General features: G+C 61.3%; 10 protein-coding genes. 3 read left to right on the forward strand and 7 right to left on the reverse strand.

Going from position 1 to position 14,685, the window contains the following annotated elements; translation table 11 throughout:
- Positions 1-3 precede the first annotated feature (3 nt).
- Positions 4-1,956 carry a monovalent cation:proton antiporter family protein gene (locus BS300_RS08610; protein ID WP_071912173.1) on the reverse strand — a complete coding sequence of 651 codons (1,953 nt, stop codon included), beginning with the start codon at positions 1,954-1,956 and terminating at the stop codon, positions 4-6.
- 120 nt (positions 1,957-2,076) lie between these two features.
- On the opposite strand from BS300_RS08610, the gene BS300_RS08615 reads away from it, so the two are divergent.
- On the forward strand, positions 2,077-2,979 hold the full coding sequence (locus BS300_RS08615; protein WP_033115791.1) for a GGDEF domain-containing protein: 903 nt from the start codon (positions 2,077-2,079) through the stop codon (positions 2,977-2,979).
- Positions 2,980-3,033: 54 nt separating this feature from the next.
- Here BS300_RS08615 and tilS read toward each other — a convergent pair whose 3' ends face one another.
- A complete protein-coding gene (gene tilS, locus BS300_RS08620; protein WP_071912176.1) occupies positions 3,034-4,392 on the reverse strand; it encodes a tRNA lysidine(34) synthetase TilS in 1,359 nt (452 codons plus the stop codon).
- A gap of 221 nt (positions 4,393-4,613) precedes the next feature.
- Between tilS and BS300_RS08625 the strand changes: the two genes are divergently transcribed.
- Positions 4,614-6,647, forward strand: a complete 2,034-nt coding sequence (locus tag BS300_RS08625; protein ID WP_071912178.1) for a M13-type metalloendopeptidase — start codon at positions 4,614-4,616, stop codon at positions 6,645-6,647.
- Positions 6,648-6,767: 120 nt separating this feature from the next.
- Positions 6,768-7,205 carry a PliI family lysozyme inhibitor of I-type lysozyme gene (locus tag BS300_RS08630; protein WP_005347855.1) on the forward strand — a complete coding sequence of 146 codons (438 nt, stop codon included), beginning with the start codon at positions 6,768-6,770 and terminating at the stop codon, positions 7,203-7,205.
- An 80-nt stretch (positions 7,206-7,285) separates the two neighbouring features.
- Here BS300_RS08630 and pdxY read toward each other — a convergent pair whose 3' ends face one another.
- The 5 genes from pdxY to cadC form a co-directional block, all read right to left on the reverse strand.
- The gene (gene pdxY / locus BS300_RS08635; protein WP_033115795.1) at positions 7,286-8,149 is read right to left on the reverse strand and encodes a pyridoxal kinase PdxY; all 864 of its coding nucleotides are present in this window, start codon (positions 8,147-8,149) and stop codon (positions 7,286-7,288) included.
- Between the two features lie 71 nt (positions 8,150-8,220).
- Complete coding sequence (locus BS300_RS08640; protein WP_043849356.1) at positions 8,221-10,353, reverse strand: lysine decarboxylase CadA; 2,133 nt, start codon at positions 10,351-10,353, stop codon at positions 8,221-8,223.
- 77 nt (positions 10,354-10,430) lie between these two features.
- Complete coding sequence (cadB, locus tag BS300_RS08645; RefSeq protein ID WP_041208134.1) at positions 10,431-11,765, reverse strand: cadaverine/lysine antiporter; 1,335 nt, start codon at positions 11,763-11,765, stop codon at positions 10,431-10,433.
- A 152-nt stretch (positions 11,766-11,917) separates the two neighbouring features.
- Positions 11,918-12,172, reverse strand: a complete 255-nt coding sequence (locus BS300_RS08650; protein WP_143241747.1) for a hypothetical protein — start codon at positions 12,170-12,172, stop codon at positions 11,918-11,920.
- Positions 12,173-12,585: 413 nt separating this feature from the next.
- Positions 12,586-14,118, reverse strand: a complete 1,533-nt coding sequence (gene cadC, locus BS300_RS08655; protein WP_071912182.1) for a lysine decarboxylation/transport transcriptional activator CadC — start codon at positions 14,116-14,118, stop codon at positions 12,586-12,588.
- Positions 14,119-14,685: the final 567 nt, after the last annotated feature.

A 14,685-nucleotide genomic window follows, 5' to 3' on the forward strand; every position in this document is an offset into this window, starting at 1 on the left:
TTCTCAGCGCCCCTCCAGCAGGCGCTGCTCCGCCTGCTCGATGGCGACTGCGGTACCAAACAGGATCAGCCGATCACCAGCCTGCAGGGTCAGCTCATCCCGAGGCTCCAGCATCTGATCGCCACGCTGAATCTCCTTGATCCTCACCTCATCCAGCGGCAACTCCCGCACTTCGCGCCCCACAGCCCACGCCTGATCATGCAGCATCAATGGGTGGAGGCGCTCCAGCAGCTGATCTGCTTCCAGATTGTTGGCGCTCTGATCCCCCCAGTAGAAACCGTGCAGAAAGCGATACTGGCTGCTGCGCTCATGCTCCATGCGCCGGATCACCCGCCCGAGGGGAATGTCGCAATTGACCAGTAGATGGGAGACCAGCATCAGGGCCCCCTCCTGAGACTCCGGGATCACCTCGAAGGCCCCCGCCTGCTTGTACTGCTCCAGAAAGCTGTCATCCCGGGTGCGTACCAGCACCTTGAGCTCCCCCGCCAGCTCGCGGATCAGCGCCAGCATCGCCTCCACCCGCTTGCGATCGTCGAAGGTGATGATCACCAGGCGGGCCCGCAGCAGACCGGCCGCCAGCAGGATGTCACGCCGGCTGGCATCGCCAAAGGCCACCTGCTCCCCTGCCTGCTTTGCTTCGCTCACCCGCTCGGGGTCAAGGTCGAGCGCCAGAAACGGGATCTCCTCGAGCTTGAGAAAACGGGCGCAGGTCTGTCCCGCCCGGCCAAACCCGGCGATGATGACGTGCTGACTCTTGCTGAGCCCCGACTGGGCGACTTCGGAGCGGGTCAACAGCGCCGGATCGGTCAGACTGCGGGCCAGCGAGTGGGCCTGAGTAACCAGCCAGGGGGTCATGGCGATGGAGATGATGCCGATGCCGATCAATCGGGAGACCAGCTGCGGATCCAGCAGACCGTGGTGGAGTGCCAGCGCCAGCAGCACAAAACCGAACTCCCCCACCTGGCTCAACATGATGCCAGCCGCCATGCTGTCGCGCTTGCGCTCCCCCATCAGTCGGCCAGCCAGCAACACCAGCAGGGATTTGCACAGCACCAGCACCACCACACAGAGCAACACCTGCCACCATGCCTGTGCCACCAGTACCCAGTCCATGTTCATCCCGATGGTGATGAAAAAGAGCCCCATCAGCACGTCGCGAAAGGGCTTGATGTCCACCTCAAGCTGATGGCGATAGTGGGACTCCCCCAGCATCATGCCGGCCAGAAAGGCCCCCAACGCCATCGAGAGACCGAGCGAATAGGTCATGAAAGCGGCCAGCAGCGCAACCAGCAGGGCGCTCAGCACGAACAGTTCATCGGAGCGGGCCCGCGCCACCTCGTGAAACAGCAGCGGCAACAGCCACTTGCCCACCGCCAGCAGGCTCAACAGGGCGAAGAGCCCCTTGAGAATTGCCCATGCGATCTCGGCAGCCAACGCGCTGCCCTGCACCTGTGGCTCGGCCAGAATGGGGATCATCACCAGCAGGGGCACCACCGCCAGATCCTGAAACAGCAGCACACTCACCCCCAACTGGGCACGACGGGTATGGAGTTGCTTCTGCTCGCCCAGCTGCTTGATCACCACCGCCGTCGAGGAGAGCGCCAGCGTGCCCCCCACCACCAGCGCCTGCGCCAGGCTCAGCCCCAGATGCCAGCCAAACCAGAAGAAGAGCAGCGAGGTGAGCAGCACCTGCAAGCCGCCTACTCCCAACACCAGATAGCGCATCGCCAGCAGCTTGGGGAGGGAGAACTCCAGCCCCAGCGAGAACATCAGAAAGACGATCCCGAGCTCGGCGATGGTCTGCATGATCGACTGGCCGGTGATCACCGCCAGCCCGTGCGGGCCCAAGAGTACGCCAGCAATCAGGTAGGCAAGGATCACCGGCAAGCCGAAGCGTCGGAAAATTGCCACCAGCAGGACGGCGGCGAAGAGCAGGATCAACAGGTCTGTGTACAAATTTTCCCCTCCTTTTTATCAACTTAAGTCTAGTCAGCCGATCCTTGGCACAGGAAACATATATTGGGCATGCCAATTGCAGGTGAAGGGGAGCAGTCAAGTGGTTACAGGTGGAAGACCATGGAAAACAGATCGTCACTCAATGGCTTTAGCCATGGCATCGAGCAGTGGGTTCGCCAGATGGAGCGGCTCACGCCCTTGCCCAGCGTAGAACGCAATCAGTTGCTGGAGCAGTTGCTGGGGCAGCACGAGCTCGGCGGCCTGCTGACAACTTTTGCCGATAGAGCGGCAAAAATTGTCAGGATCCACAGTCTCTACATGGACGGTAGCCACCCCCATGTACTGATCCAGCACCCGCCGATGGCCACCCTCAACCTGCACAGCTACCTGTTCGAGCTGCGCGGCCAGCATGAGCAGCTGCTCGGCCAACTCCACTACGAGCTGGAACACCCGCTGAGCGGCAGCCAGCAACGGGTGCTGCTGCAGTACCATCAGCTGCTCAGCCTGTTGCTGCCCCTCTACATGCGGCTGGAGAAGCTGGATCAGCAGGTACGCCTCGATCACCTGACCGGCCTTGGCAACCGCTCCTATTTTGACGAAGCCATCGGCCGCGCCATCGAGCAGCACAGCCGCGAGCCCCATGGTCTGGTGCTGGTGTTGCTCGATCTCGACCGCTTCAAGCAGATCAACGACACCTGGGGCCACCCGGTCGGAGATCTGGTACTGAGCCGCTTCGCCCAGCTGCTCAAGGGGTGCATCCGCAGTACGGATCAGGCCTTCCGGCTCGGGGGGGATGAGTTCGCCCTGCTGTTGCAACCGGCTGAACCCGAGGCGTGGCGCCCGGTCTGGCTGCGCCTGCAGCACATGCTGATGACCAACAAGGAACTCAGCACCTTCTCGGTCGGTTGCAGTCTGGGGGCCGCCAGCTGGCAATCAGGCGTCAGTGTACAAGCTCTTTACGAGGCGGCAGACAGCCACCTCTACGCCCGCAAAAAAGCCGGCAAAGCCGGCCTCGCGGAATAACCGGGTACTCTTCTTTGCTCCGGCACATGCAAGCCATGTGACCGGAGCCCTTTTTTATTCAGGTTCCTGCTCAGGCAACAGCAACCCCCCTTGCCTTGTCTGCCATTGACATGAAAGCCCCTCCTGCTCTGCCATAAATCCGTCGCAGACAAAAAGCCCGACCACAGCCGCTACCTGCTCGCCATAGTAGAGGATAGGGATCCGCCCCCGCTGCCACGAAGGAACGCCGTACTCTTGCAGCAGCTTCTTCAGCCGTCGGCTGCCACCACGTCCCACCGGCTTCAGCATGGCCCCCGGCACCACGCCAAAGCGCACCGACAGAGACTCCTGTGGCCGGGGCAAACGCAGCACCCCCTCTCCCGCTTTCTCCATACGCACCACCAGCTCACCCAACCCATCCGGCAGGGTCAGCGGCTCGCCCGGCGTCAACGGCAACACCTGATGACAAGGTTGCAGATCCGGGGCAACCAGATAGAGGCGCTCCTGAAAACGGCGGCAACTCAGGTCGCCCCAGTTGAGCTGCGGATTGGCATCGGGCCGCGCCAGCGCTACCTCCTGCCACAGCCGGGCAAGCTGCTCGCGCGATGGCATCTCCCCCCCCTGACGGCGGATCCAGTAGCGCAGCAGGTTGTTGCGCCGGGTCGGCGAGAGTGCATGCAGCGGGCCGATATGGAGCGCCTCCCCTTCGCCGGCCAGCTGCCAGTCGCTCTCGGCCAGCTCGTCCAGCAGCGCCTCCTGCTCGGCGCACAACGCCATACTGCGGACGGCGGTGCGGGCAATGGCAGGCCAGCGCGCCTTGAGCTGGGGGATAAGCTGCTGGCGCAGAAAATTGCGGTCATAACTCACATCCTGATTGCTCTCATCCTCGACCCAACCATAAGGCAGGGTGGCGGCAACCTTGGCCAGTTCGGCCCGGCTGATATCGAGCAGCGGCCGCAGCAGCAGACCACCAGCAAAGGGCTGGCTTGGCAGGATCCCCGCCAGACCGCGCAGACCGGCGCCGCGCTTGAGGGCCAGCAGCAGAGTCTCCAGCTGATCGTCCTGATGGTGGGCAGTGAGCAGCCACTCCCCCTCCGTCATGTGCGCCATCAGCCGCTGGTAGCGGGCGGTGCGTGCCTGCGCCTCCATACTCTCGCCATTGCCGCGGGCAAGGGTTACCCACTCGACAATGAGCGGCACCGCCAGCAGCTGGCAGACCGACTCGCAGTGAGCCACCCACTCGTCAGCATGGGAGCTGAGACCGTGGTGCACGTGCAGGGCCCGAAGCGGCAAGCCGTGCTCACGGGCAAACTGCGCCGCCAGCGCCAGCAGCAGGGTGGAGTCGAGGCCACCGCTGAAGGCCACCAGCAGGCGAGTGGAACCTTCCGGTTCTGGCAGAGTCTGACAAAAGCGAGAATAAAGATGAGAAATCATAGGCTTCCCCAAAACGGACCGGCCGATCTTAGCAGAGTCGCGGCTGGCAAGCTGCACTGTGGCGACTCGAGGCGCGTTCGGGATCACTCGTCCTGACGACGCCGCTTGCGCCGGCACGGCAACCCACCCTAGAGTAGGGCTCGCCTGTGCAGACCCGAAAGTCACCAGTTCAGAAGAGGCGCAGGCAGGGAAGCAAACAACCCGATGTGGAATCAGATCCCATGAACAACAAGAAAAGCATTCTGGCCGGCCTTATCGGGCTGGCCCTGTTGGCTGGTTGCAGCCAGGCGCCCGAGAGCGCGCCGAAACACTCCGGACTGGCGCTGGCCAATATGGACACCCGGGTCAAACCCGGCGATGACTTCTTCCGCTACGTCAACGGCAAGTGGCTCGCCACCGCCAAGATCCCCGACGATCGCCCCGCCGATGGCGCCTTCTACATGCTGCGGGACAAATCCCTCGCCGATGTGCGGGTGCTGGTCGAGGGGCTGGCCCATCAGCAGGCCGCTACCGGCACGCCGACCCAGCAGATCCGCGATCTCTACGCCAGTTATCTGGATCAGGCTGGCCGCGACGCCAAGGGGCTCACCCCACTGGCGCCGGCGCTGGCCGACATCGACCGGATCGGTGATCAGGCGGCGCTGGCCCGCGCCTTTGCCCAAAGTGGCCGTATGGGCGGCGGCGCACCGTTCGGCATCTGGATCGATGCCGACGCCAAGGCGCCGGATCGCTATGCGGTCTACCTATATCAGGGCGGGCTGGGGCTGCCGGATCGCGACTACTACCTCAAGCAGGATCCCGACAGTCAGGCCCTGCGCCAGAAGTACCAGCAGCATATTGCCGCCATGCTGAGCCGCCTCGGGGAATCTGACCCGAGCGGCAAAGCCAAGCGGATTCTGGCCCTCGAAACCCGGCTCGCCACCATCCAGTGGGACAACGTCGCGCTGCGGGATCGGGAGAAGAACTACAACAAACGCCCCGCCAGCGAACTGGCACGTCTTGCCCCTCACCTCGACTGGCAAGCCTATCTCGATGCGGCCGGCATTGCCGCCCAGCCGGAGCTCATCATCGGTCAGCCGACCTATCTGAGCGCGCTGGATCAGGTGATGGCCCAGACCCCCATCGCCGACTGGCAAGCCTACCTCAAGTGGCAGCTGCTGACCGACTACGCCCCCTATCTCGACAGCGAGACCGACCGGGCCAACTTCGCCTTCTACGGCACCACGTTGAGCGGCACACCCAAACAGCGAGCCAGCTGGGAGCGTGGGCTGGGGGTGTTGAACGATCATCTGGGTGAGGCGGTTGGCCAGCTCTATGTGGCCCGCTACTTCCCGCCTGCGGCCAAGGAGCGGATGGAGCAGCTGGTGGAGAACCTGCGCACTGCCTATCGCCAGAGCATTGAAGAGCTCGACTGGATGTCGCCGGAGACCAAAACCCAGGCGCTCGAGAAACTGGCCAAGTTCCGACCCAAGATCGGCTATCCGGACAAGTGGAAGGATTACAGCGCCATCGCCATCAAACCGGACGATCTGGTGGGCAACCTGCAGCGCTCGCAAGCCTTCGAGTATGCCGACAATCTGGCTCGCCTCGGCAAGCCGGTGGACCGGGAGGAGTGGCACATGTCGCCGCAGACGGTGAATGCCTACTACAACCCGAGCAACAACGAGATCGTCTTCCCGGCGGCCATTTTGCAGCCCCCCTTCTTCGACATGACAGCGGATGACGCAGTCAACTACGGCGCCATCGGCGGGGTGATCGGCCACGAGATGGGCCACGGTTTTGATGATCAGGGGGCCAAATCCGACGGCGACGGCATGATGCGCGACTGGTGGACACCGCAGGATCTCAAGGAGTTCCGCTTCCGCACCAGCCGGCTGGTGGCCCAGTACAACCGCTTCGAGCCTATCAACGGCCAGTTCGTCAACGGCCAGTTCACCCTGGGCGAGAACATCGGCGATCTGGGCGGCCTCACCATAGCCCACAAGGCCTACGAGCTGTCGCTGGATGGCAAGGAGGCACCGGTGCTGGATGGCTTCACCGGCGAGCAGCGCTTCTTCCTCGGCTGGGCGCAGGTGTGGAAGGGGATGTATCGCCCCGAGCTGATGCAGATGCTGCTGCGCTCCGACCCCCACTCGCCCCCCGAGTACCGGGTCAACGGCGTGGTGCCGAACATTCCCGCCTTCTACGAGGCATTCAACATCCAGCCGGGGGACAAGCTCTATCTGCCGCCCCAGAAACGGGTGAAGATCTGGTAATGCACGCCTCTTGTGAGGCATAACAGAGGGGCGGATGCCATGTGTCGGCAACGCCCCATCTCCATACGTTGACGTCAGTGAACGGCCCTGCCGCTCACCGCAGTAACAAGGGTAACGCCTATGAAAACCTTGCTGATGACACTCGGTCTGCTCACTCTGCCCTTGACCGGCCAGGCAGCGGAGAGCTTCTTCAAACAGCTGACACTCCCCTCCGGTCAGGTGATCACGGTGGCCGAAGGACGCGGTGAACCCGCCTCCATCGGCAGCTACGATGTGCGCCTCTACTCCGGCGCCAATCCCCAGTTCCCGCTGGATCAGTTCATCGACGGCAAGGTGCTGCCGCGCGATGGCTCCATCAAGGAGCTGAAATTGCTGGATCTCAACGGTGACAAGCAGCCCGAGCTGGTGGTCATCATGGAGAGCGCCGGCAGCGGCAGCTACCTGAGTGCCGACGCCTTTACCATCAGTGCGCAGGAGGGGCTCGACACCTTCAACCATGTCGAGGGACTCGGCCCCAAGGAGGATGTGATCGAGGCGCTCAAAGATCCCAAGGATTAAGGCGCGACTACCCACATCCTTCAGAAATAGAAAAAGCCCTGACCAGCAGGGCTTTTTTGTATCCAGAATCGGCGACGCTGCTACTCAAGGCGAGTGGCACGGGTACGCACCAGCGGCAACGCCATTTCGTGCTGGGCCGCCACCAGTTGCAGCTCGTAGGCCCCCGTCAGCCAGGTGCGAGCCAGCACTGCATCGACACTGGCGTTGGTGCGCTCGAACGCCACCACCGGTGTGAAACCGGCCAGCAGATTGGCCAACATGGTGGCGCTTAGCAGATCCCCGACCCCGATGGGGTGGCGGGCAAAGGGGTAGAGCGGACGCGAGAGGTGAAACGCCCCCTCCTCGCACACCAGCAGCATCTCGAAGCGGTCCATGGCAAAGCCGGCCTTGCCCAGATGTTTCACCAGCACCATCTTGACCCCCTGCTCCCGCAGCTGCTGGCACGCCGCCAGCGCCTGCGAGACATTGCCGATGTCGCGACCGGTCAGCTGCTCCAGCTCCAGCAGGTTGGGGGCCAGCAGGTCGGCGCGGGGCAAGGCCCGCTCCCGGAAAAAGTCGGTGACGCCGGGCGCCACTATGCACCCCTTGTCCGGGTGACCCATCACGGGATCGCAGAAGTAGAGGGCGCCGGGATTGCACGCCTTGAGCCGGGCCACCGCAGCCAGGATCTCCTCCCCCTGCTCGGCCGAGCCGAGGTAGCCGCTGAGCAGCGCATCGCACTGGGCCAGCACGCCGATCTCCGCCAGCCCATCCACCAGCTGGGCGATATGGCCCGCCGGCATCACCATCCCCTGCCACCCCTCACTGTACTGGGTGTGGTTGGAGAACTGCACCGTGTTCATCGGCCACACCTCGATGCCGAGGCGACGCATGGGAAAGACGGCGGCACTGTTTCCGGCACAGCCAAAGACCACATGGGATTGAATGGAGAGCACTCGCTTCATGATGACTCACGCAAGAAAAGAGAAATTCCGGAGGGAAAAACGGGCCTTGCGGCCCGTTGTTGTCACTGTGATTAACGCAGCACCTTGACGGTGTAGCTGCCATCGGCCTGACGATAGAGGCCGTGGATGTCGGTCTCGAAGCCCGGGTAGTGGGCGCCGATCTCGCACAGCATCTCGAGGAACTCGAGCACCGGCAGAGAATCCTGGGTCACCATCTCGCCCGGCAGAACCAGCGGTACTCCCGGCGGATACGGCAGGATCATGTTGGCGCTGATGCGGTCAACCATGTCACGCAGCGGCACTTCCACCACGTTGCCGGCCAGCTCTTGCTGCCATGCGGCGTGCGGAGTCATCTTCATCTCCGGCAGTACGTCGAACGCCTTGAACATCAGCTCCGGCAGACGGTACTTGCTGGTCAGCTCGTGAATGCGCTGCGCCAGCTCCTGGATACGCATCCCTTCGTAGAAGCTCGGGTCTTCACGATAGAGGCTCGGCAGGATGCTCTTGATGGTCAGGTTCAGGTCGTAGCCACGCTTGAACTCGGTCAGGGCACGCAGCAGCTGCATCGCCTTGGACTGATCGATACCGATGGAGAAGAGGAACAGCATGTTGTAAGGGCCAGTCTTCTCGACCACGATGCCGCGCTCGTCCAGGAACTTGGAGACCAGAGAGGCAGGGATGCCCTTCTCCAGCAGCTGGCCATCACGACCCATACCCGGAGTCAGCAGAGTGACCTTGATCGGATCCAGGTACATGTGGTTGTCATCGATGTCCTTGAAGCCGTGCCAGTCATCTTTCGGATCCAGCTTCCAGCACTCGACGGTGTCGATGTTGTCCGGCTGCCATACGTCGAAGAACCAGCCTTCGCTCTGATCACGCAGACGCTTGATCTCTTTGCGGAAGGAGATGGCGCGATCGATGGAGTCCTTGATCAGACGCTTGCCGGTGTTGCCACGCATCATGGCGGCAGAGATCTCGGTAGAGGCCACGATGCCGTACTGCGGCGAGGTGGAGGTGTGCATCATGAAGGCTTCGTTGAAGGTCTCTTCCTCCACGTCACCCTTGATGTGGATCATCGAGGCCTGGGAGAAGGCCGCCAGCAGCTTGTGGGTGGACTGGGTTTCGTAGAACACCTTGCCCGGCATCGCTTCACCGCTCATGCCGCACTTGCCTTCATAGATCGGGCTGAAGTTGGTGTAAGGCACCCAGGCACTGTCGAAGTGGATGTAAGGGGTATCCAGACTCTCCTTGATGAAGCCGGTGTTGTAGAGCAGGCCATCATAGGTGGAGTTGGTGACGACGGCGTAACGGGGAGCCTGGGCACCCGGTGTCGCGGCAACCTTGGCAGCGATGGTTTCGCGGCTGAACTCGCTCTGCGGGATACCACCCAGAATGCCGTAGGCGTTGCGGGTCGGACGGAAGTAGATCGGCGTCACGTCGTTCATCATCATCAGGTGAGTGAGCGACTTGTGGCAGTTGCGGTCAACCAGCACGGTGCTGCCGGCCGGCGCGGAGTACATGCCGACGATCTTGTTGGCAGTGGAGGTGCCGTTGGTAACGATGTAGGAGCGATCGGCGTTGAAAGTACGGGCGATGTACTCTTCGGCTTCCTTGTGCGGACCGGAGTGATCCAGCAGGGAGCCCAGCTCCGGCATGGAGATGGAGACGTCAGCCTTGAACGCGTTCGGGCCGTAGAAGTCATAGAAGATGCTGCCGGCCGGGCTCATCTGGAAGGCGGTACCACCCATGTGACCCGGAGTACAGAAGGTGTATTTACCCTCTTCCACGTATTTGAACAGTGCCTTGGTGAACGGCGGCAGGATGGCGTCCTGATACTCCTGAGTGGCCTGACCCATCTTGAGGGCGATGTCGTCAGCCATGCCGAGACGGTACTCGAAGAAGTGGACGTTCAGACGCAGGTCGGTCAGGTGAATGTCCAGGGTGGACTGGTCGTTGGCGAAGGCGAAGATCGGCAGCTTCTCGTTGCGATCGTGGATTTCCTTGCACAGACCCAGAGAGTATTTGTCCCAGTCGAAGATGGCGCCGCAAACGCGCGGGTTCTTCTCAATCAGTTTCAGCAGGTCGGCGACGTCGACCGGATAAACAACCTCGAAACCCTTGCGCTCGAGGGAAGCTTGCAGCTGGCGAATGGGCTCTTCTTTAAAGAAAACGCCGAGGTGGTTGAGGATGGCAATGATATTCATCGTAATGCTCCACACGTAAAGGGGCGCTCTCCATCAGGGATGGTGAGTGAAGAGCGCTCGGAAGATAAAAGGGGAAATCAGTTGCTGGGTTGTTCGTTCAGCAGGGCATCGTGCTGACGCAGACCCAGTTTTTTGGCGTAGAACATCAGGATGATGAGCGACACCACGAAGGTAGCTGTGAGGTTGGAACCCTTGGCACCCATCAGGGCTACCAGACAGAAGACGCAGGCCACACCGGAGAAGATCATGGCGCCGATGCTGCGGGAGGTCATGCCTTCAAAGCGGATCAGGTTAATGCTGGAGTAGAAGTAGGGCAGCATGGTCAGCAGCACCGCATCGGTAGTCAGCACGTTGAAGAGATCGGCAGCGTGAGCGGACTGGGAGGTGAAGGCGGTCAGGCCAATCATCAGGGCAGTCATCTTCAGGGAGCCCAGGATCAGACCCTTCTTGGCTACGCCGTTCTTGTCCACTTCGCCGTAGATTTTCGGGAAGTTGCCGTCGTTGGCGGCACGCTTGCCCGCCTCGCCCACCAGCATCATCCAGGAACCGAGCGAGGTGAAGCAGGCCAGGGCGGTGAAGGCAGAGACGAACGGTGCAGACCAGCTACCGAAGATGGCGGAAGAGGCCATGGCAAACGGGGCGCCGGAAGCAGCCACTTCACCTGCCGGGAACATGCCGCTGATCACCTGGGTAGAGAGGATGTAGATAACACCCGCGATACCGGTACCCAGCATGGTGGCGAGCGGTACGGTACGCTTGGGATTCTTCACCATGCCGGAAGAGACGGCGGCAGATTCAACACCAACGAAGGACCAGAGGCAGATCAGCACGGCGCTGATGACCGCATGCAGGTCACTGCCACTGGTGGTGTTCCAGTTCTGGCTGTAGACGGCGCTGTCAAAGTGAGTCCAGCCCACCAGAGCGGTACCTACCACCGGCAGCAGGATCAGTACCAGACCCAGAGTACAGAGTCGGCTCACCCAGCTACCGCCAAGCAGGTTGACGAAGGTGAAGATCCAGACGGCGGCGATGGTGGCTGCAGCGGCCGGGATCGGGCTGTTGAGAATGGGGAAGAAGACCGAGAGGTAGGAGACGCCGGTAATGGCGATGGCCAGGTTACCGATCCAGTTGGCGTGGTAGTAGAGCACACCAGTCTGGAAACCGAATACCGGAGAGATTTCACCGGCGTAGGCAATGGGGCCACCCTCTTGCGGGTTCTTGGTAGCGAGGCGGGCGAAAACGAAGGCGAGGCCCATGGCGCCTACCAGACAGATAGCCCAGCTGAATACAGAAATGGAACCTATGTTGGCCAGTGCCGAAGGCAGCAGTGCGATACCGCTCCCCATCATGTTGCCGGCCACTACACCTGTACAGGCGATAAGGCCGATCTTCTTGCTCGTATCTAGGGACATAAGATCTCCGGGTCTTTAAAAAGGTCGGGTCGTCACATACACAGTTGGCACAACGTCCGGCCAACGAATGGGCACAGACTAGGCCTCTCGTCCCCGAAAAACATAAGGAGCAGCTAACGGATAAAAATATGAGGCAACTTTTTTCACCCTCCTCACCAACTCGATAAAAAACCTTTAAAAACAGCAAATTGATGATGACTCTCCGAGCTTTCTTGATAAAACCTTGATATCCGGCTGCCCGGTTTTTCCGCCTTGATAACCCCTTTATCTCGCCGTCTTGATATTTTTCCCGCGATAACCCCGGCATAAAGGGGCTCGCACAGAACCTCCCCGCTCTCGCCCGCCCTGCCCATCTCATCGACCCGCTCCATTCCATCGCTATCAGCTCCATCCGGCATACTGTTCACTCTCTCCTTTCATGGCTGCCGCTCCTCAGATGAAGGGGCATCTGCCTGCTCGATACACTGTTGGCAACCCGTGCGGCGCCATGGCCACACACACAAAATGACGTAACAGGAAGAAGTTCGCTCCGGCTGGACATAGCAGGAAGCACGGGAATGCAGGAATGCAGGAATGCAGGAATGCAGGAATGCAGGAATGCAGGAAATGGATGATGCGAAGAAACGACTAGAACCAACGATGTACCCGGCCCGGTTCGCCGGAAGATCACCCGGGGTAGAGCACCACGATATGGCTTGCAGATAGCCTCTTTTCAGGAGTCGCAAGCCTGATGAAAAGCGGCCAGAAACGGCTCAGGCCACCCGAAGGTGGCCTGAGCGAAGAGCCGGATGTCATGCCGGCAGCAACAGAGGGCGCAGGATTAGAAGAGCTTCACCTTGCTCTGACCCAGCGCATCGAACAGCGCCGGGGTGAGGGTCTCCATATTGCTGTAGAAACCGAGCTGCTGGCAGAGCAGATAGGTCTGCTCGGTCGCCTCTATCAGAAAGGCCTGACTGTAGGCGTCCCCCGCCTCTTCCGGACGGCCATCCAGCTCCGCCAGCTTGCCCTGCAGTATGTAATAGAGCACCGAGCGGCCGCGTTTTGCCGCCTGCTCCAGCAGATAGTTCGCCTGCTTCTGCTCGCTGTTGAGCACCGCCTGCAGCGCCAGCGCCTCCCACACCCGGGATGGCAGGGCACCGCCATTTTGCACCACGCGGGCGAGATGGGTCCCCACCTCCTGCAGCCGCTCGCTCTCGGACTTGCCAGCCAGAGTAGCCAGCACCTCACCGGCCAGATAGCGCTCCGCCAGCAGCAGCGGCTGATCAGGCTGGAGCGCCAGCGCCTCCTCCAGCAGCTCGATACCGCGCTTGAGGGCAACCGGATCCCGGCTGTTGGTGTAGTAGTGAGCCTCCATCATCGCCATCAGGGAGGCATCATCGGTCGGCCACCCCATGCCCGGCTCGGCATCCGGCTGGTCGAGGGCGCGCAGCAGATCCTGACTGCTCTCCTGCAGCACGCCATGCACGTTATGGCGGCTGAGCTGGTACTGGTGGCTGAACAGCACCCGGTTGGTGTTGATATTGCGGTACTCCAGATCGAGGTAGGTGCCACGCGGCTGGCGCGATACCCGCACGCTCAGCTCCTTGCCAGGCATAATGCCTCCCATCAGAGTGGTGGCACCATATTGCACCCGCAGTGGCGTCGCCGCCGCCACCTCGGCCATCAGGGCGCGAGTGATGCCGTCGGCAAGGCGGACGTTCTCGTTGTTGTCATCCATGCCGGAGTGGAAACGGAACACCAGCAGGTTGGGATCCAGCATGGAGTGCACCTGCGGCGCCGTGTGCTGGTAACTGAGCAGGCTGACGATGGCAACCAGAATGACGGCCACGAAGATATCGAAACTCACCATCTTCCAGCGGCTGCGGGCATCCTTGGCATGGTTGGAGATGGCGCGGGTCAGGGGCCCGGCGGGAAAAGGGGCCACATTGGAGAGTGGCTCATCCTCAGCGGGCGGACTGAGGTCGGAGAGGGTCGGATTGAGCTGGGAATTGGCAGAGGAGACCGCATGCTCCTCGGCAGCAACCAGCTCCTGCTGCGGCCGTACCGGCGCTACCAGCTTGTAGCCACGCTTGGGCACGGTAACGATATAGTCGGTCGCGTCGGTGCGACCATCTTTGAGGATCTTGCGCAGTTCGAAGATGGACTGGGTCACTACCTGATCGGTCACCTCGGCGCCATCCCACACCTCGTTGATCAGGGCATCGCGACCAAACACGGTGCCGGCATTGCGGGCCAGAAACCGCAACAGGTTGACCAGCCGGGGTTCGAGGTAGACCTCGCGGTCGGGACGGCAGAGCGTGTTGTCGTCAACGCTCAGGGTCCAGTCATGGATCTCAAAAACCGATTCGCTCATGATTCACTCGCAGCAGATGGAGACAATGCTCGATGAGAGTGACGCAGGACCTGGGCTGACTGAACGGAACGAAGCGCTGTCACGCAAGGGCGACAGAGAAGAAGAGAACCGAAGCAGTAACATCTCTGTGAGCCAGTCTGGCCAGGCCATCCTGTTGACGTCTGAAGGGCATCCTTGCGGGCATTCCGGGCTGAGCCGGAAAAGAGCCACTTTAAGCAAAACGAGAGCCGGATCCCACTTTTTTTGCCGACAAATCACCGATGAGTTGATCCAACAGGGGGTTTGGGGCCAGGGATAAGAGAATAGCAGGCCCATATGGGCAACCTCTCCATAGCCCCTTCCGCAACGATGATGAATTGTTGAACTGGATCCGGCTCTCTTCTTATAATCGCCGCACCGTGCCATAACGAAACACAAGGAGGTAAAACATGGTTATCCAAGCGTGCCCGATCATTTCGGCCCGCCTGTTCGGCACATTCGCGTGCTCTTGCCTGCATACCATCGCGCTGCGATAGCGGGTTCGAGCAAAGCCGACTCCCCTCCATACCGAGACCTTTCTCGACTCTG

The sequence above is a fragment of the Aeromonas sp. SCS5 genome, from assembly GCF_001887375.1.
GTDB classification, from domain to species: domain Bacteria; phylum Pseudomonadota; class Gammaproteobacteria; order Enterobacterales; family Aeromonadaceae; genus Aeromonas; species Aeromonas jandaei.